Origin of the sequence: Sporosarcina sp. P32b (assembly GCF_002743335.1) — a bacterium.
Classification (GTDB): domain Bacteria; phylum Bacillota; class Bacilli; order Bacillales_A; family Planococcaceae; genus Sporosarcina.
In genome coordinates this window covers 9,663-29,361 of record NZ_PDZB01000022.1, presented here as the reverse complement: position 1 = coordinate 29,361, position 19,699 = coordinate 9,663, and the positions used below count along the sequence as shown (strand labels likewise).

Here is a 19,699-nt window from a genome sequence, read left to right as displayed (position 1 = left end):
ATGAACGACCGGAAAAAGCACGTATTACTTATCGCAAAACAACTATTCATCGACAAAGGCTTCCATGCGACATCTATCCAAGACATTTTGGATGCGGCACAAATTTCAAAGGGAACGTTCTATAATTACTTCTCTTCTAAAAACGAATGTCTCATGGCGATATTGCGCGATGCTTATTATATAAGTTACTTACGAAGAAATGAGCTGGCGATCGGCAAGGATATAGCAGACCCTGCCCTTCTTTCTGCTCAGATTGAAATTCGTTTGACGATGAACCGACAACAAAACTTGCTTCGGTTATTTGAAACTATCGTTCATTCGCCCGATGACGAGTTACGTCAATTCGTCAAACAGATGCATTTTCGAGAACTCGCGTGGATCGCGAAACGACTCGTCGACGTCTACGGCGAGGAAGTAAAGCCCTATTCCTATGATTGCGCATCATTACTTTTGGGTTTCATCCAACACGCACTCAATGTCTGGAAAAGTTCTACTTCAGAGCAAATCAATACGATGAAACTAGTGGAGTTCGTCATGCAACGAATGGAAGTCATCGTGCCAGACATCGTCAAACGAGACGCACGCTTCCTGTCGCAAAACTTGCTGGAAGACATGTTAACAGCTGCAGAGTTTTATCCGATGACACGCGAAGTGCTGATCGAAAGTTTGCAAAAGTTCATCGCGGAGTTACCAGATGAAGAAAATCAAAGAACACTATACAGCCAATTTTTATTGGACGAGTTATCATCTGACCAACCACGACTCTATTTACTAGAATCCGTCGTCCGCTCATTCCGCCAAGCCTTCGAAGGCTCCGAACTGCAGCTCCAAGCAATCGAACTATCCGCAGCGATATGGTTGTTCATTAATAAATCTCAATGAAAAACACAAAAGAGACTAGCAAAGTCAGCGATTATGACTTTGCTAGTCTCTTTTTCAGTTGTTGGGGATTAGGGTGTAAATAGTTTCGAGTTGCTTGTGGATCACGTATTGAATCCACTTCAGCACCGGCAGATGACTTTCGTTTGTCTATTGTGGGGTAATCTTTACACGTCACTATAAATAACAGAATAAACTAGTTGATCGTAAGTGGAAGGCGGCGACTCCGGGAGGATCAGCGTGAGTTCGAGACCCTGGACTGAACGAAGTGAGGGAAGCGGCTCGGGCCACGCCCTCCGGAAAGTGTCCGCCTGGAACGTCGATCAACGGTGCCTCCACGTCACCAAGGTCTCGCCTCAGTCAACCACGAACCTGATGATTAGGCTCTTCCCCTCTCGCAAACGCAAGCAATGCGTCCACGTTCAGCTTCATCATCGCCTTGCGCGTCTTCACGGTAGCACTGCCAATATGCGGCAACACCGTCAAGTTCGGCAACGTCAACAACGGATGATCGAGCGGAACCGGCTCCGTTTCAAACACATCTAGCCCTGCGGCATGAATCTTCTTCGTGCGCAGCGCATCAAACAATGCTTCTTCATCCACAATCCCGCCACGCGCAACATTGATCAGAACGCCCGTCTCTTTCATCTGAGACAACTGTTCTGCCCCAATCATACCTTTCGTCTCTTCACTATACGGTACCAAAATCAAGACGAAATCTGAAGACGCCAGCAAATCGGGAAGCGCAGCATATCGACTGCCGTACATATCTTCTATTTCAGACTTGCGGTTACGGTTGTGATAGAGCACGTCCATATTGAACCCTTTCGCACGTCTCATCACCGCTTCACCGATCCGCCCCATGCCGACGATACCAAGAGTAGCTCCGTATACATCTGTTCCTGTAAAACCAAGTGGCTCCCATGACGTCCAACGTCCTTCGCGCAACGTGTTCTCTGCACCAATCAAATCACGGGCCGTAGCCATCAATAAAGCAAACGCCAAATCTGCCGTCGTTTCTGTCAGCACATCGGGTGTATTCGTAACCATAATATTTCGTGCCGAGGCTGCTTTCACATCGATGTTATTATAGCCCACTGCCATATTGACGATTAATTGTAATTTAGGGGCAGCGTTGAGCACTTCTTCATTGATTTGGTCGGAGATAACGGACCAAAGTGCATCCGCGTCAGCCACTTCTTTCAGCAATATTTCACGAGGAACTGCTTCACTCGTTGATTGCCACATACGTACTTCGTAGTGTTCACGAAGTGGTGCGATCATTTCTTCCGGCATCTCACGACAAATATATACTGTTGGTTTCATGGACAACACTCCTTTAGCCACCTATATAGTTCATATTAATTTTCTTGCGATTCTTCACAGTCTGCTCCGTACGTTCATCGGAATAGCGATCTTTTCTACCTCTCCACACATCGGCAATCACTTCGTATAATTCTTCGTCCGTTTTATCAGAACGAATTAATTCCCGTAGGTCAAAGCCTTCTGATGCGAAGAGACACGTGTATAATTTCCCCTCGGATGATAAACGAGAACGCGTACAAGTTGAACAAAACGACTCTGAAACAGATGTGATAAAGCCAACTTGCGCCTCCGTTCCTATATAACGATAGCGTTTGGCTACTTCACCGTAATAGTCTTCTTCCGCAGGCTCCATGTCGAATTCAGCAGCCAGCATGTCATAGATTTCTTTTTTCGTGACGACTTTTTTGAAGCTCCAGCCATTGTCATTGCCGACATCCATGAATTCGATGTAGCGCAATGTGATGCCGCGTTCTTTGAAATACGTAGCCATCGGGAGGATTTCGATTTCATTGACGCCTTTTTGTACGACCATATTCACTTTAATTGTAAAACCGATGTCTTGTGCCTTTTGAATGTTTTTGAGAACGAGATCAGGTGAAATGCCACGGCCGTTGATCTGGCCGAACAGTTCTGGGTCCAGTGCATCTAAACTGATGTTCAGACGGCGCAATCCAGCGTCGTAAAGCGGTTGCGCGTATTGACCGAGCAGCACTGCATTCGTTGTAAGTCCGATGTCTTCAATCCCTTCGATGTCGTGAAGCTTCTGTATCAACTCGGGTAAATTGCGACGCATCAGCGGTTCACCGCCCGTCAAACGCAGTTTCTTAACACCTAACTGAGCAAAAATCCGAGCCAAGCGTTCCAATTCTTCAAACGACAGCAATTCATTTTTAGCTAGAAATACAAAGTCATCACCAAATACTTCTTTCGGCATGCAGTACGTACAGCGGAAATTACAGCGATCCGTAACGGAAATACGCAAATCCCGAATCGGGCGTCCGAGTTGATCTACAATGGCATTCATCTTCTTCATCCCCTTTCCAGTTCACATGGCGTGTTGACATTTTTAAAAGCAATTTCAGGTGTATCCGTTACTAAAGCGCCTTCAATCCACCGACATTCATGTTGTGCTTGCACATCCATCACTCGGCGATTACCATCGTGTAACGCTTGCTTGATTGTCGATTTGACGCTTGCATTCCAGACCGAAACGAGTGGATGCCGCTTGCCTTCAACCGTGATAGACGAAATATCTCCATCATGCAATTTAAGCAATTTTTCCATAACCCCGGTTTCTATAAACGGCATGTCGCAAGGTAATACAACGTAGCGGTCTGCTTGCATAGACTCCATTGCGGATAAGATTCCTGCAAGAGGACCCATTCCCGCATAGGACGCAAGATCCGTCGTCACATGAACGCTGTCCGGAAACAGTTCTTTATATTCAGGACGTGCCACAATGACGATCTCATCGCAAATCGGTCGTAATGCCTCTACTGAATAATGATAAAACGAGTGACCTTCATACGTCGCAAACGCTTTCGGTGAGCCGAAACGTCGCGATTGTCCACCCGCGAGTAGCACACCGACCGTCTTCATCCGCCACTCACTGGTGGAATGAACGCGCAGACATCCCCCGCTTGAATGACGTCATCCTTTAGGGCATATTCTTCATTTACTGCTACATGGATCGTCTCTTTACCGAAACCCGGATACGTTTCTTCCGCCCAGTTCAGCAATTCTTCCACCGTTAAAGGCGCGCGATCCAAAGACTCTTCACCTTTACCCGTCAACTCCCGTAACCTCGCAAAGTAATGAACTGTAATCATGGTGATTCGCTCCCTTTCTCAGGATATTTCTTTTGTGCACCGATCCACTCTTCGCCGTCTTCCCAGATTTCCTTCTTCCAAATCGGTACGACTTCTTTAATACGCTCAATTGCGTATTCATTCGCTTCATATGCTTCTTTTCTGTGAGGCGACGATACCGCGATGACTACTGCAATGTCCGATATTTTCAGCTCACCAATGCGATGCGCCATAGCGACTTGAACTCCTGGCCACTTTGCTTCCATCTCAGCACCGATTTCAGCAAGCTTCTTTTCCGCCATCGGTACATAGGCTTCATACGCGAGATACAATGTACGAACACCATGTGTCCATTCGCGAACATGTCCCGTGAACACGGTTACCGCGCCCGCTGCCGGATGCAAAACCAACTCACTATATTTCTGCACATCAATCGGCGTGTCTATGATTTCATAACGTTTCATCGTCTCGCCTCCACCCATTCTCGTAGCCAGTCGTCGAGTCGTGTGATGTCTTCAAACAACTCGGCTGTTTTCACCGTCCGAACGATGCCAAGCAACGACTCCAACTCATGTCGTTCTTCTTCATTTCGGATGAGCACCACTTTCTCACCAGCTTCTTTTTTATACCCTTCTATTAATAAGACATCCGGCCCGCTAGACGTAGCCAATGCCTTTAACTGTTCAAATGAACGTTCTTTATTTTGTATCAATTGTATCATATCGCCGCCCGCCACAAGAGTGGAGACAGCTCCATATTCTAAGAATTGCACCGTATCGGTATGCGCTGGCGGCAGTTCAGGCACACCGCCATGTCCATGATGTTTGAGCACAGCCACTTTGTAACCGAGGCGGTTCAGCACAGTAATCCAGTGCGAAACGAGCGTCGTTTTTCCACTGTCCTTGAAGCCGACAATATGTAGCGTCTTCACAGTTCCCAACGCTCCACACCTTGTTCCGTTCCTAGCAATAAAACATCCACTAGCATCCCTTTTTCGAAACCACGCGTTCCGCTCGGCAAGACGATGATGCAATTACCACGCGCAATAGAAGACACCGCGCTAGATTTATTGAAACCTGCAGGTGTTGCCACGATACCTTCATTCGTCATCGACCAGCTAGCACGAACAAAACGAGTGAACGGGTTCGCTTTCTTGAAATCGTCTCCAAGGACCGCTTGAATACGGGGCATATAAGGCGCCGAACAGCCCATCATCGAATAAATGGCAGGACGTGCAAACAATTCAAATCCTGTGAAGCAAGCGGAAGGATTTCCTGATAGACCAAATAATAATTTGTGCCCTAAAACTGCCACCGTCGTCACACTACCTGGACGCATCGCCACTTTATTGAACAATACTTTCGCACCGAGACGTTCATAGATCGTAGGCAGATAATCATAATCCCCAACTGACACTCCGCCCGTCGTAATGAGCAAGTCTGTTTCTTGAAGTGCTTTCTCGACGATTTCGGTACATGCATCCAAGTCGTCTTCCATCATGCCATACGACGTAGATTCAATTCCCATTCGCTTCAACTGCGCACGAATCATCGGCCCATTGGAATTGCGAATCTTCCCCGGTTCGAGTTCATCAGTGACATCGAGCAATTCAGTTCCCGTCGACAACACCCCAGCTATCGGCCGTTTCGCAACACGTACTTGCGCATAACCAAATGTCGCAAGCAGCGCAATGGTCCCCGGATGAATAACCGTTCCTGCTTCGATCAATGTCTCTCCTTGTTTCGCATCTTCTCCTTGACGCGAAATATTTTCGCCCGCTTCAAACGGCTTACGCAGCGTAAACCCACTGTCGTTTTCCACCGTTTGCTCCAGCATGACGACTGCGTCCGCCTGTTCCGGAATCAATGCACCCGTCATGATGCGGAACGATTCTCCTGGCTCAATCGGACGATCTGCCACATGCCCTGCACCAATTTCTCCAATCACACGGAAGGCTTTTCTCGTGTCACCTGAAGCACCCTTCGAATCTTCCGCACGAATCGCAAACCCGTCATACGGCGAACGATCAAAAGGCGGCACATCATGCTTCGCCACGATCGGCTCAGCTAACACTCGACCATATGTATCTTCTAACGAAAGAACTTCCGTCTGAAGCTTATGTACATGTTTCATCACACGCTCTACAGCTTCCGCCACTTGAATCGGTTTTCGAATTTCTACCACGTACATCTCCTACTTTCTTTTGGTATACTAACTAGTACAATGAAATGAAACGAAACGAAAGGATGATCATCATGTCCGAACTTACACACTTCAATGAACAAGGCCGCGCCAAAATGGTCGACGTGTCCGACAAAGAAACGACTTTACGAACGGCGATCGCTACATCATCAATTATGGTTAACGCATCAATTCACGAGCAAATCACGCATGGCACAAATAAAAAAGGAGACGTCTTCGCAGTTGCGCAAGTCGCCGCCATCATGGCCGCGAAAAACACGTCCAACATCATTCCCATGTGCCATCCACTCCCTTTAACGGGGGTAGATGTCCGATTTGATTGGGATATTAACGAAGAATCTTCCCATTACAACGTGTTAATCCAAGCCGAAGTCAAAACGAAAGGCGTCACCGGCGTCGAAATGGAAGCCTTGACAGCCGCTTCTGCCGCCGCATTGACGATTTACGATATGTGTAAAGCTGCCGGCAAGGATATGGTCATCGGACCGACGATGCTACTGCATAAATCAGGCGGGAAAAATGGAGATTATCAACGCGCGGACTAAATGTCGCGCGTTTTTTTGATTGGATTTGGTGGGTGGGGCGGTTGGGTTGGGTTGGGTTGGCTTGGCTGCTCAAGGATGATGAGTGACCGCTCTATTGGACTGCGTTAGCGCTCTATCAAACCGCGTTGCCGCTCATACTCCCAAGCTAGCCGCTCTATCTGGCCACGTAACTGCTCATACTTCCAAGCCAACCGCTCTATCAAGCCCCATATCCGCTCATTCCCCCAAACCTACCGCTCTATAAAACCAAGAAACCGCTCTTACTCTCACTCCAAATGCTTCCCAAGCTCATGCACAATATGCGGCAACTCCGGCACGATCAACTTATCCATCGCCAGCGTCACAGCCTTCGAAGAGCCTGGCAATAAAAACACCGCCTGCAAGCCAATCCCTCCAGCCGTCGCGCGACTGAGCAATGCTTTTGATCCCACGTCCTCCCTATAACTCAAAAAGCGAAACAGTTCACCGAATCCGTCTAACGGTTTCGTGAAGTAAGGTGATACGGTTTCTACTGTAATATCCCGTGCACCAATCCCCGTTCCGCCCGTGAAAATCATGGCCCGAATGGATGAATTGGACGACCAAGCGGATAACCGCTCCACAATATGCGTCGCTTCATCCGAGCAAATTTCGTACGCTTTCACTGTATGGCCAGCTTCAACCAACTTCTCGCAAATCACCTTGCCGCTTTTGTCGTCCGCTTTCGTCCGCGTATCACTAATCGTCAGCACCGCAACTGCGATCGACTTGTCACGCGCTTTCTGTGGTAAATGAGCTTCTTCCATTTCCCATTCCTCCTAGCCGAATAATGAATGATAGATTTTTCGTCCTTCTCGCATATCTTTCAGTCCATGAATCAACAATCTACCATTGCCGAATAAAATACAGCGATAGCCTTCCGCTTGAAACTCTACGAAAAACGGTGTCTCTCGATACTTTGACCCTAGTTGTTGCGCGACTTTCACACCGTCTGCCACCGTTAATTTACGTCCTGCATCCGGTATGATTTGCACCGTATCACGTCCGCATAGCACAGCGTATTGCGTGCCTGCTGCTTGATGCAACGCAGGATACGTCGGATGTTCACCGCATGTTTCGCATTGCGGATTCTTCATCCGGCTAATTCCCGCTTCAACTGATGTATTATTCCACACATCAAAATGCAGAAGTTTCATGCGCATGGCTTGTTCATTCCCCGTTAGCCATTTCATCGCTTCCGCACTTTGATGTGCAGCCGAAATCTGTACAGCAGGCGCAATTACCCCTACTGTATCACATGTTTCATTGACTGCCGGCATGACCGGTAGTAGACAACGGAAACACGGTGTCTTGCTTGGAATGAAAGGAAAGACGCTACCTGAACTGCTGACGACTGCGCCGTAGACCCAAGGAATATTCAGTTTCCATGCGACATCATTAATCAGCAAACGTGTCTCGAAATTATCCGTTGCGTCGAGTAGGATATCCGCACCAACCGCGATTTCTTCGAGCAACGGACCGTCGATATGGTCGAGCACTGTCGTAATGTCTACGTCTTGACGGATAGCATGTAAACGACGCTCTGCTGCCACTACTTTCGGCACACTGTTTTTCGCATCTTCTTCAACGAACAATTGTTGCCGCTGTAAATTGGATGCCTCCACATAATCGCGGTCTGCGAGCGTTATTTTGCCAATTCCTGCACGTACGAGCGTCTCGGATATCGAAGAGCCGAGCGCGCCACAGCCGATGATTACCGCATGTGCGTCTGCTAGCTGTCGCTGTCCCGACGTACCGATTGGCTGGAATAATGTTTGCCTTGAATAGCGATTCTCCACTAGATCTACTTCCTTTCATTACACAACAAGCGAGGCAACCGGTTAAGACCGATTGCCTGCGCTTACTTCTGGACTAATATCACTGAACGAACCAACGTAGCGAACGACGTCGCCCGTTCCATCTTTTACGGAACTGATGGAAAGGAACTCTAAGTACTCTTCGCCACTCTTTTTCTTATTCCAAATTTCACCTTGCCAAACGCCTTGTTCATCAATTGTGCGCCACATTTCATTATAATATTCCCGGTCGTGTCTGCCTGAACTTAAGATGTTCGGGCTTTGACCTAACACTTCCTCTTCACTATACCCTGTTAGTTTCGTAAATGCCGGATTGACCGAAACAATGAGCCCCTTTGAATTGGTCACGAGAATACCTTGCCCCGTTGAATCAAATACTTCTTTAGACAAGCTCGTGCGATCCATGTAATAGAGCCAAAATGCCAATACAAGACTGACTAATGATACTTGTGAAAACGCCATGAATCCAATGGAGTAGGAACCTGTCATGGAGAAAATTGTTGCGAGTAATAATGGAGGGAAAAATCCACCAAGACCACCCATCATCGATACAATTCCGTTGACAGTACCTGCTTGCTTACTGAAATACATCGGTACTAGTTTAAAGATGACACCATTACCGAGACCTGCAGCTGCGGCAATCATAATGCTGCCGACTGTGTATAGTCCAATATCCGGTGAAAATGCGAGTACGATGGACGAGATCGTCAAGCCTGCGAAACAGCCCATCAATAAGAATAACGGCTGGAACTTATCGCCTAACCAACCACCGACCGGACGTAATAGCGTCGCGACGACGATGAAGCCAGCTGTTCGAAGTCCTGCGTCGACTTTATCGAGTTCAAAGTAATTAACGAGGAAACTCGGCAAGAACACGGTAAACGCAACGAAAGAACCGAATGTAATGAAATAGAATAATGAGAAGAACCATAGTTTTTCGTTCTTATAGACACCTTTAATTTGTTCGACAATCGGTGCTTTCACTCGAACTTCCTTACGATCACCGAAGAAGAAATTCAATGCGATGAACGCAAGCAATAAAATCAAATACATTTTGACAGTCATCGACCAGCCGAATTTCATCGCAAGGACCGGTGCTGAAAACGTCGTGATCGCTGTCCCGATGTTCCCCATCCCGTAAATACCGTTGACGAGTCCGTGTTTTTCTTTAGGATAGTACTTCGGTAGCGACGTAACACCAACAGAGAAAATCGCACCCCCTACCCCGAGTAACGTACCGCCGATCAAAAGCCCTGTCACTGTTGATGTTTCACTTATGTAGTAGACAGGAAATAGCAATACGATGAAACTGATGAAAAACATCATACGTGCGCCATAGACATTGGCGTAGTAGCCAAGTGGAATTCGCAAAATCGAACCGAGTACTACAGGGATTGCTGTGATGATGGCCACACGCTCTGGTGGAATATTGATATCTTCGCTGATAAATGGTAGCAAAGAAGAGATCAAGACCCACACCATGAAGCCGACAACTAGATTTGCCGTCTGTAGAGGCAACTGAATCTTTTGTGTCATAGGAATCCATCCAATCTGAAATTAGTTGCAAAGCTAACCAATTACTTTCGTTATGTGTTAATCCGGTAGAATCGACGTATATAATTGGTCGAATAATTCATCTTGCTCTTTGGCAAGTAAGACCGATAGAACCATCGGAAAAATGACGTTTTCTTCTTTAACAAAGTGAATCATGATGACTTCAAACGCCTCGCCTGCATCTTTTACGACGTCTTGCATCATTGCGAGTGTAAATTCCGATAAATCCCCTCTTGTGTGATGAAGGAAATGTCCGATAAACGCATCGATCTCGTCGTGTTCTTCTTGTACTGCTTGAACCGGCCCTTGATCACTGCCTACATATTTCGCGAGCATTGGAAACAGGAATGCTTCTTCCTTTTCCGTATGATTTTTCAGCGGATCAATGAATTCGACGACTAGTTCACGCAACCGCATGAGTGCTTTTAGACCTTCGTCACGCGTGAATCTATCATTCTCAAAATCCAGTACAATCGCATGCCATTGCTCCATTAAAGTCGTTAGGAAGCGATGTTCATTTTCAAGCACGCGTAGTGCGGGTAGCGTATGCGTAAGTCCTGTATTGACCATCATCCTTCACCTCTTCTTTAGAAACTTAAAAACTTCTTTCGCAGCGCGTATTCGACGAGTTCCGGGCGGCTCTTCAATTGTAGCTTGTCCATCATTTTCGCCTTATGCGCTTCTACAGTCTTGACGGAAATATAAAGCATTTCTGCAATTTCTTTATTGCCATAGCCTTTAGCCACAAGCGGTAAAATTTCAATTTCACGTTTAGATAAAATCTTGAACGGATCGTCTTCATCGTCCGCTTTCGTTCCTTTTTTGACAAACTCCCTCACGAGCGAAGTAGCCATAGACGGATGAACATATGTGCCGCCGTCGTACACTTCACGAATGGCGTGTAGCAACTCTTCGTCGGGAGCATTTTTCAAGATATAGCCTGCTGCACCGTTTTTCAGTACGTGGAACATATACTCCTCGTCGTCGTACATCGTTAAAATGACTATTTTCGTTTCTGGGAAATCTTCATGGATTTTGCCTGTCGCAATCAACCCACTTTGGCCAGGAGGCATGCTAAGATCCAGTAAAATAATATCCGGTCTGTGCTTCGCAACTAGTTCATATGCTTCCAATCCATCTGCCGCTGTTGCTACGACTTCCATATCGTCTTGGAAATTTAATATATGCATGAATCCTGTGCGGACGACTGCATGATCATCAGCTATTATGATTTTCACTCGTTGCTCTCTCCTTTTTCAGTGGAATAGTTGCTTGTACTGTCGTGCCTTCTTGCTGACTTGAAATGATGGTCAAATTACCACCTACAAGTTCCACCCGTTCTTTCATACCATATAGTCCGAGTCCCGTGCCTTGCGGTGTAAAGTCATTGACATCAAAGCCGACACCTTCATCGAATACTTTTATGTGTAGCTGTCCATCCACTTCATTCAACGTTAAAAAGACATCTTCTACTTGGGCATATTTCATAGAGTTAAGAATCGCTTCTTGACCGATTCGATACGCAACTGTTTCAATCGCGCCTTCATAACGACTTTCTTTCAAATCGGATTCGAAATGAACATACAATCCGTAATTTTTTTCAAGATTTTTAATATGCGTTCGGAAAGCGGCTTCTAACCCAAAATCATCGAGTACAGCCGGTCGCAGTTCAACAGATAGATGACGTATCTCATCGAGCAAGCGCATCAACGAACCTTCCGTTTGACGCAACTTTTCAAGCGCCTTGTCGTTCATGCCCATGTATTTCAACACACGCAAATCCACAAGCGAACTAAGCATTTCCTGCGCTACACTGTCATGCAACTCACGTGAAATTCGTTTGCGTTCATTTTCCTGCGCTAAAATGACTTGTTGCATGCGCAATTTTTGATGGAGAACTTCAGACGTTTGCGTTTGCCGCGTTAAATTACGCAACATCAATACGGACATATAAGTCTCTTCATCCAACACCTGATACGTTGCGCTGTACGGTTGCAAACCAAGATCTTTCGTCTCCAAATATAATTGGAATGAAGATAATGTTTGTTGTGGTTTCTCCATGAAACACGAAACACACGTCATCTGTTCGTCTTCGCTCGTAAAGCCGCGGCATGTCAGACACATCGCGTCTGCCTCGCCTTGCAGCATCTTTTCATAGAGCGCGGGTTCCATAATTTGTTTCGCTGCTTCGTTCATGGATAGAATCTCGCCGTTCGCGCCGAAAAAGAACATCGCTTCTGTCGTACGGTCGTATAGTTTGTGAAGCATAGTCGTTAGTTGGTCATTGTTCAATAAAGTCATCTTTCAATCGCTCCTTCATGTGAAACGGTCCGAATTGAGGTCCTACCGCATGCTTGAATTGCTCAAACTTGTCAGCTGTTAACCGATCCACTTCACGGTAGCCAATTAAAAGCACGCCTTGCACATGATCATCTCTAAATAGTGGAATCGCGCCAAAACTTTTCAGCTTTTCGAAGACGACGATGGGATAGTTATAGAGATCTCCATCCATTACATTGGTGTCTACATTCTCAATCTTCATCGGCTTACCTGTCTTGAACACAATTCCTGCCACGCCTTTTCCTGATTGAAGGACAATTCTACGATAGCGTAAACTGATATTCCCCGTTACATATCGCCACTTTAACTCATGATGATATTTCTTCAAATCCACTAACGCCAAGCCGATGAAATCCGCATGAAGCGTCTCTTTCAATTCATCGATCGCTAGTTGGAAATTACTATTTACTTGTCCTGTCATAGACTTAATCTCCTATTATTCATCATTCGCTTACCGAGGTGATTGTTTGGTCGGTAGATGTTTTCTATATAGAATATAACTTCTACCTACATAATTCAATGGCACACTCCAGACGTGAACGAGTCGAGTGAATGGCCACATGGCGAAAATAAGGAAGCCCGTTAAAACATGCAGTTTAAACGCAATCGGAACAGATGCCATATATGCCGCTTCTGGCTGGAAAATCAGTAATGATCTGAACCAGACCGAAATCGTATCACGGTAATCAAATCCCGGCGTCATCGTGTTGGTGATCAACGAACTGTAAACACCAATGAACACGATAAACAGTAAAAAGGTATTGACGATTAAATCGGATCTCGAGGACAACTTACGAACATTTTTCTTTGTGAAACGACGTGACGTAAGAATAATCATACCGGCTAATGTCATGACACCGAAGAATCCGCCACCCCACACAGCGCCGATATGGTACATATGGTCGCTAACACCCATTGCGCGTGTCCACTCTTTCGGAATCCCAAGTCCCGCCACATGACCTAAAATGACGGGGAAGATTCCGATGTGGAACAGCAAACTACCGATCATCAATTGCTTCTTTTCAATAAATTCACTCGACTTCGCGGTCCAGCCGAATTGGTCGTTCTTATAGCGGAAAATATGTCCTACAATAAATACTGCGATACAGATGTAAGGAAAAATGACCCATAGAAATTGACTAGTCATTAGCGGAAACCTCCCGTTGAATACATGATTTACATGTTTCACGCAGTGCACGGATCAAATGTAGCCATGGACTTTCATACTTTTCAAGTGCTTTCATTAAAAAGTAGGAACCGTCCTCGATGACTGCGAGCAACATCGAAAAGCTCTGCTGCGCTCGCGGATCTCCCTTCCATTCAGCCGCATAAATAAATTCACACATTAACGGAAGCAAGTCGGATAGTTCTTCATCCGGCATTTCGAGCCCGAACATTTCGTATAACACTTTTAACTGCGCCAGCGTCTGACCACGCTCTTTTGAGTCCGCAAACTTCACATAGGTCATGAACAGCGTAGCGTCTTTTTGGAAATCAAATGTGTAGGTGTACATCTCTTGTATTTCATCCAAACTGTACGTTTGCATCGTTTCCCAGTACAGCTGCAGGTCTTCGTAACCTGCAGCATCTTCCGTTACATACTCATTCCACATATCTGGATGAAACGTCAGCTTTTCCGGGTAGTTCAGTTGATGGGAGAAAAAGCCGAAGATATGCTTCTTATCATATAAGAGGTCGAGATTAATCACGCCAGATCCCCCCATAGAAATTCTCTTCATAGATTTCCTTGCCTGTTTTCACTGGAGCTGCTCCCGGAGTTACAGGTCCGCAACCGTCACACCCTCCGTCCGAGCCCATTACAGAGAATGAAGAGTACGGATTTTGAGCTGGTGCTTGTTCACCGTAGGTACCCATGCCGTCGTACCCTGCTGAACCTTGGGAACGGTACACGTTCATTTGACTTTCTTTATGAGAAGTCGGGATTACGAAACGATCTTCATATTTCGCAATCGCCAGCAAACGATACATTTGTTTCGTCTGTTTGGCAGTCAATCCAACGCGCTCTAGTTTGGATTCGTCGAAGTCCTTGCCGGAAGAAACTGCACGCATATATGAACGCATCATCGCCATACGTTGCAAGCCTCCCTTGACGATATCCACATCTCCAGCCGTTAGCATATTGGCTAAATACTGAAGTGGAATTCGCATTTCTTCAATAGCCGGGAAAATCATGTCCGGATTTTTGATGGAGTCCTTCCCTTCAAAGTAGTTCATGATCGGGCTAAGCGGTGGAACGTACCAAACCATTGGCAATGTCCGGTATTCCGGGTGCAATGGGAATGCTAGCTTGTACTCGATTGCTAATTTGTACACTGGTGAGTTTTGTGCTGCGTCAATCCAGTCTTCAGAAATGCCATCTTTGATTGCTTGTTCGATGATTTCCGGGTCATGCGGATCTAAGAATAGATCACATTGCGCTTGGTACAAGTCTTTTGGATCCGGTGTAGACGCGGCTTCTTGCACGCGGTCTGCGTCATAAAGCAAGACACCTAGATAGCGGATTCGGCCTGTACATGTCTCGGAACAAACTGTCGGTAAACCGGATTCTACGCGTGGGAAGCAGAATGTACATTTTTCCGCTTTATTCGTTTTCCAGTTAAAGTACACTTTCTTGTACGGACAACCGGTCATACAATAACGCCAGCCACGGCAGGCTTCTTGATCGACAAGAACGATTCCGTCTTCGTCACGCTTGTACATGGCGCCTGACGGACAAGAGGCCACACAGCTCGGGTTCAAGCAGTGTTCGCATAGTCGTGGCAAGTACATCATAAACGCTTGTTCGAAGTTGAATTTGATTTCTTCTTCAATTTTCTCGATATTCGGGTCAGTCGGTCCGGTAATATGTGCACCAGCTAACTGATCTTCCCAGTTCGGGCCCCACTCAGGATCCATGTATTCGCCTGTGATGACGGACTTTGCACGTGCAACCGGCGTATGTTCTTGATCCGGTGCGGACGTTAGCTTTTCATAGTCGTATGTCCAAGGCTCATAGTAATCTTTCATTTCCGGCATATCCGGGTTATAGAAGATCTTCCCTAGTGCGATTTTCGAAAGCTTTGAACCCGATTTCAGTTCTAGCTTTCCTTTACGCAACTGCCAGCCACCCTTATAGAGTTCCTGGTCTTCCCAGCGTTTCGGGTAGCCGATCCCCGGTTTCGTTTCTACGTTATTGAACCACATATACTCGGCACCTTCGCGGTTCGTCCATGTCGTTTTACACGTCACACTACACGTATGACACCCAATACACTTGTCTAAGTTCATTACCATTGCTACCTGCGCTTTAATTTTCAAGCCAGTTGACCTCCTTCATCTTACGGACTGCGACGTAAACATCACGTTGGTTACCGATCGGTCCGTAGTAGTTGAATCCATAACTGAGCTGTGCATAGCCGCCTACCATTTGAGTCGGCTTCATGTGAATTCGCGTCGGTGCATTATGGCTTCCTCCGCGTTGCTCGGTAATTTCCGAGCCGGGCATCTGAATATGCTTATCCTGTGCATGGTACATAAACATCGTACCTTTAGGCATTCTGTGACTGACAACGGCACGCGCATTGACAACACCGTTTCGGTTATACACTTCAAGCCAAGCATTGTCATCGATTCCGTGCTCTTCTGCATCGAGATTCGATAGCCAGACGGTCGGACCACCGCGGAACAATGTCAGCATGTGCTGATTGTCTTGGTAGGTCGAGTGGATATTCCACTTACCGTGTGGTGTTAAGTAGCGAAGAACGAGTGCATCTTGTCCGCCTTTAATTTCTGCATCGCGATCCGCAAAGACGAATGGCGGAAGTGTTGGTTTATAGACAGGCAATGCTTCGCCGAATCCAAGGAATAATTCGTGATCAACGTAGAAATGCTGTCTCCCCGTCAATGTTCGGAATGGTACGAGACGTTCGATATTCGTCGTAAATGGCGAGTAGCGTCGTCCTAATTTATTCGAACCACTAAAGACCGGTGTTGGAATGACTTCACGCGGTTGCGCGGTAATCCCTGCGAATGTGAATCGCTCTGCTGCGCGGTCTGCTGAAATATCTTTTAGTTCCATACCTGTATCGTGCTCTGCCGCTTCAAATGCTTTTTGTGAAACGCGGCCGTTCGTTGCGGAAGACAATGTCAACATCGCTTCTGCTGCGTGTTTCGCCGTGTACAATTTAGGCAAGCCATCTTTCACGGTATCGTCTTCATAAATACCGTTAATGCCTTTCATCATTTCATACTCTTCCGCTACCGAGAAGCTGACGCCGTGTGCGCCGGTTTTCCCTGTCGATAACAGCGGTCCGAGCGTAATGTATTTATCATAGATTTTCGTAAAGTCGCGCTCTACGATGGTCATACCTGGCATCGTTTTACCGGGGATCGCTTCAATTTCACCTTTACTCCAGTCATGCACTTCGCCCATCGGCTGCGCAATTTCCTGAACGGAGTCATGTGCTAGCGGAGATGTGACTAAGTCTTTATAGACGCCTGGCAGATGCGTTTCCGCAAGTGTCGAGAATGTTTTCGCGATCTCGCGGTAAATATCCCAGTCCGATTTGGATTCCCATAATGGATTGACTGCTGGGTTGAATGGATGGACGAATGGGTGCATGTCTGTTGAAGACAGATCCACTTTCTCATACCACGTCGCAGCTGGTAGCACGATGTCTGCATACAGTGGAGTCGCTGTCATACGGAAATCGAGTGCTACGAGTAGATCAAGCTTTCCTTCCACATCATCGCGCCAAACCATTTCTTTCGGCTTCATATCTTCGTTCGGCGTTGCAAGCAAGCCGTCGGATGCGCCGAGTAAGTGCCGCATGAAGTATTCCTGCCCTTTTGCCGAACTGGAGATCAAGTTCGAACGCCAGACAAATAATGAACGTGGGAAGTTTTCTGGTGCACCTGGATCTTCTGCCGCAAATTGTAGCTCGCCTGATTTCAACTGATCGACAACATGTGAAACGACTTCTTTTGTATCGGTCTTCCCAAGCTTCGCCGCTTCTTCCACAAGCATTAAACTGTTTTTATTGAACTGCGGATACGATGGCAACCAGCCGAGACGCGCTGCAAGTACGTTATAGTCTGCCGGGTGCTGGTATCGCGCTTCTCCGCCTAGTGGTGACATAAGTGTATCCGTTCCTGCTTCTTCGTACTTCCATTGATCGGTCGCAAAGTAGAAGAATGAAGTCGCGTTTTGCAGACGCGGCGGACCTTGCCAGTCTTTCGCAAAGGCAATCGTGCTCCAGCCTTCAATCGGACGACATTTCTCTTGTCCTACGTAATGCGCCCAGCCTCCGCCGTTAACTCCTTGTGAAGCCGTTAGCGTAACGAGGTTGAGGATTGCGCGGTAGATCGTGTCACTGTTAAACCAGTGATTGATTCCCGCTCCCATAATAATCATGGATCGTCCGCCTGTGTCGATCGCATTTTGTGCGAACTCCATAGCGATTTGTGTAACGAGTTCCGGTTTAACGTTCGTGATCGCTTCTTGCCAAGCCGGTGTATAGATAGACGTCACGTCGTCATAACCTGTCGCCTCTAGCTCACTACCGATTCGGTTGACACCGTACTGGCTCATCATGACATCGTACGTTGTCGCAACTAAACGCTCTGTGCCGTCTGCAAATTGAACTTTCATCGCAGGGATCGGGCGCTTGAATGTGCCGTTTCCTCGGTTATCAAAGTACGGGAAATGAATTTCTTGCCATTTCTCTGCATGCTTTTCAATGGATAATGCAGGCTCAACGCGTGTGCCATCTGCGTTTTCCAGTTGCAGATTCCACTTGACGTCTTCTTCCCAGCGCTGACCCATCGTGCCGTTTGGAACTATGATTTCATCTTTCGCTTCATCAAATAACACGGGTTTCCACTCAGCATGTGGCGACTGCTGTCCAAGATCGCTTGCACGCAAGAAACGTCCTGCTTTATACGAATCTTCATGCGGGTCAAGTAGAATCAAGAACGGCATGTCCGTGTATTGTTTGGCATAGTTTATAAATGTCGGTTCTTTACGTTTTTGATAGAATTCATCCAAAATGACATGGGTCATCGCTTGAGCAACTGCTGCATCCGTTCCCGGGTTCGCCGCAATCCAGTCATCCGCATGCGTGACACTTTCCGCGTAATCCGGTGCAACGGAAACGACTTTCGTTCCTTTATAACGGACTTCTGTCATGAAGTGCGCATCCGGTGTCCGTGTAAGCGGTACGTTCGAGCCCCACATGATGATGTAGCCCGCGTTAAACCAGTCACTTGATTCCGGAACGTCCGTCTGCTCACCCCAAATTTGTGGAGAGGACGGCGGAAGATCTGCATACCAGTCATAGAAACTAAGCATTTCGCCACCGAGCAATGAAATGAAACGTGCGCCCGATGCATAACTGACCATCGACATCGCAGGAATCGGTGTGAATCCAGCTACGCGATCCGGACCGTATTTTTGTACCGTATAGATGAGTTGAGCTGCAATGAGCATCGTCGCATCACGCCAATGAATCCGGACGTGACCGCCTTTGCCGCGCGCTTTTTTGTATTCATTGGATTTCTCAGGGTCTTCAACAATCGCTGTCCATGCTTTTACTGGATCTTTCGTTTCCTGCAATGCTTCGTTCCACATGCGCCACAGCTTGCCGCGTATATAAGGATACTTCACACGCAATGGACTGTATTCATACCAAGAAAATGAAGCGCCACGCGGACAACCACGCGGTTCGAATTCTGGCATATCAGGACCACAGGAAGGATAATCGATTTGCTGATTTTCCCATGTGATGATGCCGTTCTTGACGAAGACTTTCCAGCTACAAGAGCCTGTACAGTTTACGCCATGCGTCGTACGCACCACTTTGTCATGCGACCAGCGTTGACGGTACATGTTTTCCCAATCACGATTTTTCTCTTCCAGCACTGACCAACTTCCAGAATAACTCTCGACGGGTTTAAAATAATTCAATCCGAATCTTTTTTTCATCGAAATTTTCCACTCCTTCTCAGAATGTAGCTGTAAATGAATCCAACCTATTAAACTTCTTACCCCAAAATAAACTAAGTAGTCTGAATTTAATCTAAGGGAATTCCCTATTAATTTCCGTTAATCATAGGACTTTTTGTTTAATTCTCATAAAATATCTTTATATTATACAAGTATACGTGTTTCTACACTCGTTTCTATCAGGGAATTCCCTATTATCCCTTCGCA

At 46.7% G+C, this 19,699-nt stretch carries 20 protein-coding genes; 2 read left to right on the top strand and 18 right to left on the bottom strand.

Annotation, left to right across the window (positions count from 1 at the left end):
* On the top strand, positions 1–882 hold the full coding sequence (locus CSV64_RS13405; RefSeq protein ID WP_099635090.1) for a TetR/AcrR family transcriptional regulator: 882 nt from the start codon (positions 1–3) through the stop codon (positions 880–882).
* Positions 883–1,239: 357 nt separating this feature from the next.
* On the opposite strand, the gene CSV64_RS13400 is transcribed toward CSV64_RS13405, so the two are convergent.
* Genes CSV64_RS13400 through CSV64_RS13370 form a run of 7 tightly spaced genes read right to left on the bottom strand, consistent with a single transcriptional unit; the run spans position 1,240 to position 6,197 of the window.
* Complete coding sequence (locus tag CSV64_RS13400) at positions 1,240–2,205, bottom strand: 2-hydroxyacid dehydrogenase (RefSeq protein ID WP_099635089.1); 966 nt, start codon at positions 2,203–2,205, stop codon at positions 1,240–1,242.
* A gap of 13 nt (positions 2,206–2,218) precedes the next feature.
* Positions 2,219–3,238, bottom strand: a complete 1,020-nt coding sequence (gene moaA, locus CSV64_RS13395) for a GTP 3',8-cyclase MoaA (protein WP_099635088.1) — start codon at positions 3,236–3,238, stop codon at positions 2,219–2,221.
* On the bottom strand, positions 3,235–3,804 hold the full coding sequence (gene mobA, locus CSV64_RS13390; protein WP_099635087.1) for a molybdenum cofactor guanylyltransferase: 570 nt from the start codon (positions 3,802–3,804) through the stop codon (positions 3,235–3,237). The genes moaA and mobA overlap by 4 nt, the downstream gene beginning before the upstream one ends.
* On the bottom strand, positions 3,801–4,034 hold the full coding sequence (gene moaD, locus CSV64_RS13385; RefSeq protein WP_029053550.1) for a molybdopterin converting factor subunit 1: 234 nt from the start codon (positions 4,032–4,034) through the stop codon (positions 3,801–3,803). Before moaD ends, mobA begins: the two co-directional genes overlap by 4 nt.
* On the bottom strand, positions 4,031–4,477 hold the full coding sequence (locus tag CSV64_RS13380) for a molybdenum cofactor biosynthesis protein MoaE (RefSeq protein WP_099635086.1): 447 nt from the start codon (positions 4,475–4,477) through the stop codon (positions 4,031–4,033). The genes moaD and CSV64_RS13380 overlap by 4 nt, the downstream gene beginning before the upstream one ends.
* The gene (mobB, locus tag CSV64_RS13375; protein ID WP_158233047.1) at positions 4,474–4,944 is read right to left on the bottom strand and encodes a molybdopterin-guanine dinucleotide biosynthesis protein B; all 471 of its coding nucleotides are present in this window, start codon (positions 4,942–4,944) and stop codon (positions 4,474–4,476) included. Before mobB ends, CSV64_RS13380 begins: the two co-directional genes overlap by 4 nt.
* The gene (locus CSV64_RS13370; protein WP_099635085.1) at positions 4,941–6,197 is read right to left on the bottom strand and encodes a molybdopterin molybdotransferase MoeA; all 1,257 of its coding nucleotides are present in this window, start codon (positions 6,195–6,197) and stop codon (positions 4,941–4,943) included. Before CSV64_RS13370 ends, mobB begins: the two co-directional genes overlap by 4 nt.
* A gap of 71 nt (positions 6,198–6,268) precedes the next feature.
* Between CSV64_RS13370 and moaC the strand changes: the two genes are divergently transcribed.
* Positions 6,269–6,760 (top strand): cyclic pyranopterin monophosphate synthase MoaC, encoded by a 492-nt coding sequence (gene moaC / locus CSV64_RS13365; protein WP_099635084.1) that lies wholly within the window; start codon positions 6,269–6,271, stop codon positions 6,758–6,760.
* A gap of 266 nt (positions 6,761–7,026) precedes the next feature.
* Here moaC and CSV64_RS13360 read toward each other — a convergent pair whose 3' ends face one another.
* From CSV64_RS13360 to CSV64_RS13310, 11 genes are read right to left on the bottom strand one after another with little or no spacing between them, the layout of a single operon-like run.
* Positions 7,027–7,545, bottom strand: coding sequence for a MogA/MoaB family molybdenum cofactor biosynthesis protein (locus CSV64_RS13360; RefSeq protein WP_099635083.1), 519 nt, complete (start codon positions 7,543–7,545; stop codon positions 7,027–7,029).
* 12 nt (positions 7,546–7,557) lie between these two features.
* On the bottom strand, positions 7,558–8,577 hold the full coding sequence (locus CSV64_RS13355; protein WP_099635082.1) for a ThiF family adenylyltransferase: 1,020 nt from the start codon (positions 8,575–8,577) through the stop codon (positions 7,558–7,560).
* Between the two features lie 42 nt (positions 8,578–8,619).
* Complete coding sequence (locus tag CSV64_RS13350; protein WP_099635081.1) at positions 8,620–10,131, bottom strand: MFS transporter; 1,512 nt, start codon at positions 10,129–10,131, stop codon at positions 8,620–8,622.
* Positions 10,132–10,188: 57 nt separating this feature from the next.
* The gene (locus CSV64_RS13345) at positions 10,189–10,722 is read right to left on the bottom strand and encodes a hemerythrin domain-containing protein (RefSeq protein ID WP_233190486.1); all 534 of its coding nucleotides are present in this window, start codon (positions 10,720–10,722) and stop codon (positions 10,189–10,191) included.
* Positions 10,723–10,736: 14 nt separating this feature from the next.
* Positions 10,737–11,387 carry a response regulator gene (locus tag CSV64_RS13340; RefSeq protein ID WP_099635079.1) on the bottom strand — a complete coding sequence of 217 codons (651 nt, stop codon included), beginning with the start codon at positions 11,385–11,387 and terminating at the stop codon, positions 10,737–10,739.
* Positions 11,368–12,450 (bottom strand): sensor histidine kinase, encoded by a 1,083-nt coding sequence (locus tag CSV64_RS13335; protein WP_099635078.1) that lies wholly within the window; start codon positions 12,448–12,450, stop codon positions 11,368–11,370. Before CSV64_RS13335 ends, CSV64_RS13340 begins: the two co-directional genes overlap by 20 nt.
* Positions 12,431–12,910 carry a GAF domain-containing protein gene (locus CSV64_RS13330; RefSeq protein WP_099635077.1) on the bottom strand — a complete coding sequence of 160 codons (480 nt, stop codon included), beginning with the start codon at positions 12,908–12,910 and terminating at the stop codon, positions 12,431–12,433. The genes CSV64_RS13335 and CSV64_RS13330 overlap by 20 nt, the downstream gene beginning before the upstream one ends.
* A 30-nt stretch (positions 12,911–12,940) precedes the next feature.
* Entirely contained in the window at positions 12,941–13,636 is a 696-nt protein-coding gene (gene narI, locus CSV64_RS13325) for a respiratory nitrate reductase subunit gamma (RefSeq protein ID WP_099635076.1), read from the bottom strand.
* Positions 13,629–14,198 carry a nitrate reductase molybdenum cofactor assembly chaperone gene (gene narJ / locus CSV64_RS13320; RefSeq protein ID WP_099635075.1) on the bottom strand — a complete coding sequence of 190 codons (570 nt, stop codon included), beginning with the start codon at positions 14,196–14,198 and terminating at the stop codon, positions 13,629–13,631. The genes narI and narJ overlap by 8 nt, the downstream gene beginning before the upstream one ends.
* Complete coding sequence (narH, locus tag CSV64_RS13315; protein WP_099635074.1) at positions 14,191–15,807, bottom strand: nitrate reductase subunit beta; 1,617 nt, start codon at positions 15,805–15,807, stop codon at positions 14,191–14,193. The genes narJ and narH overlap by 8 nt, the downstream gene beginning before the upstream one ends.
* On the bottom strand, positions 15,797–19,471 hold the full coding sequence (locus CSV64_RS13310; RefSeq protein WP_099635073.1) for a nitrate reductase subunit alpha: 3,675 nt from the start codon (positions 19,469–19,471) through the stop codon (positions 15,797–15,799). Before CSV64_RS13310 ends, narH begins: the two co-directional genes overlap by 11 nt.
* Positions 19,472–19,699: the final 228 nt, after the last annotated feature.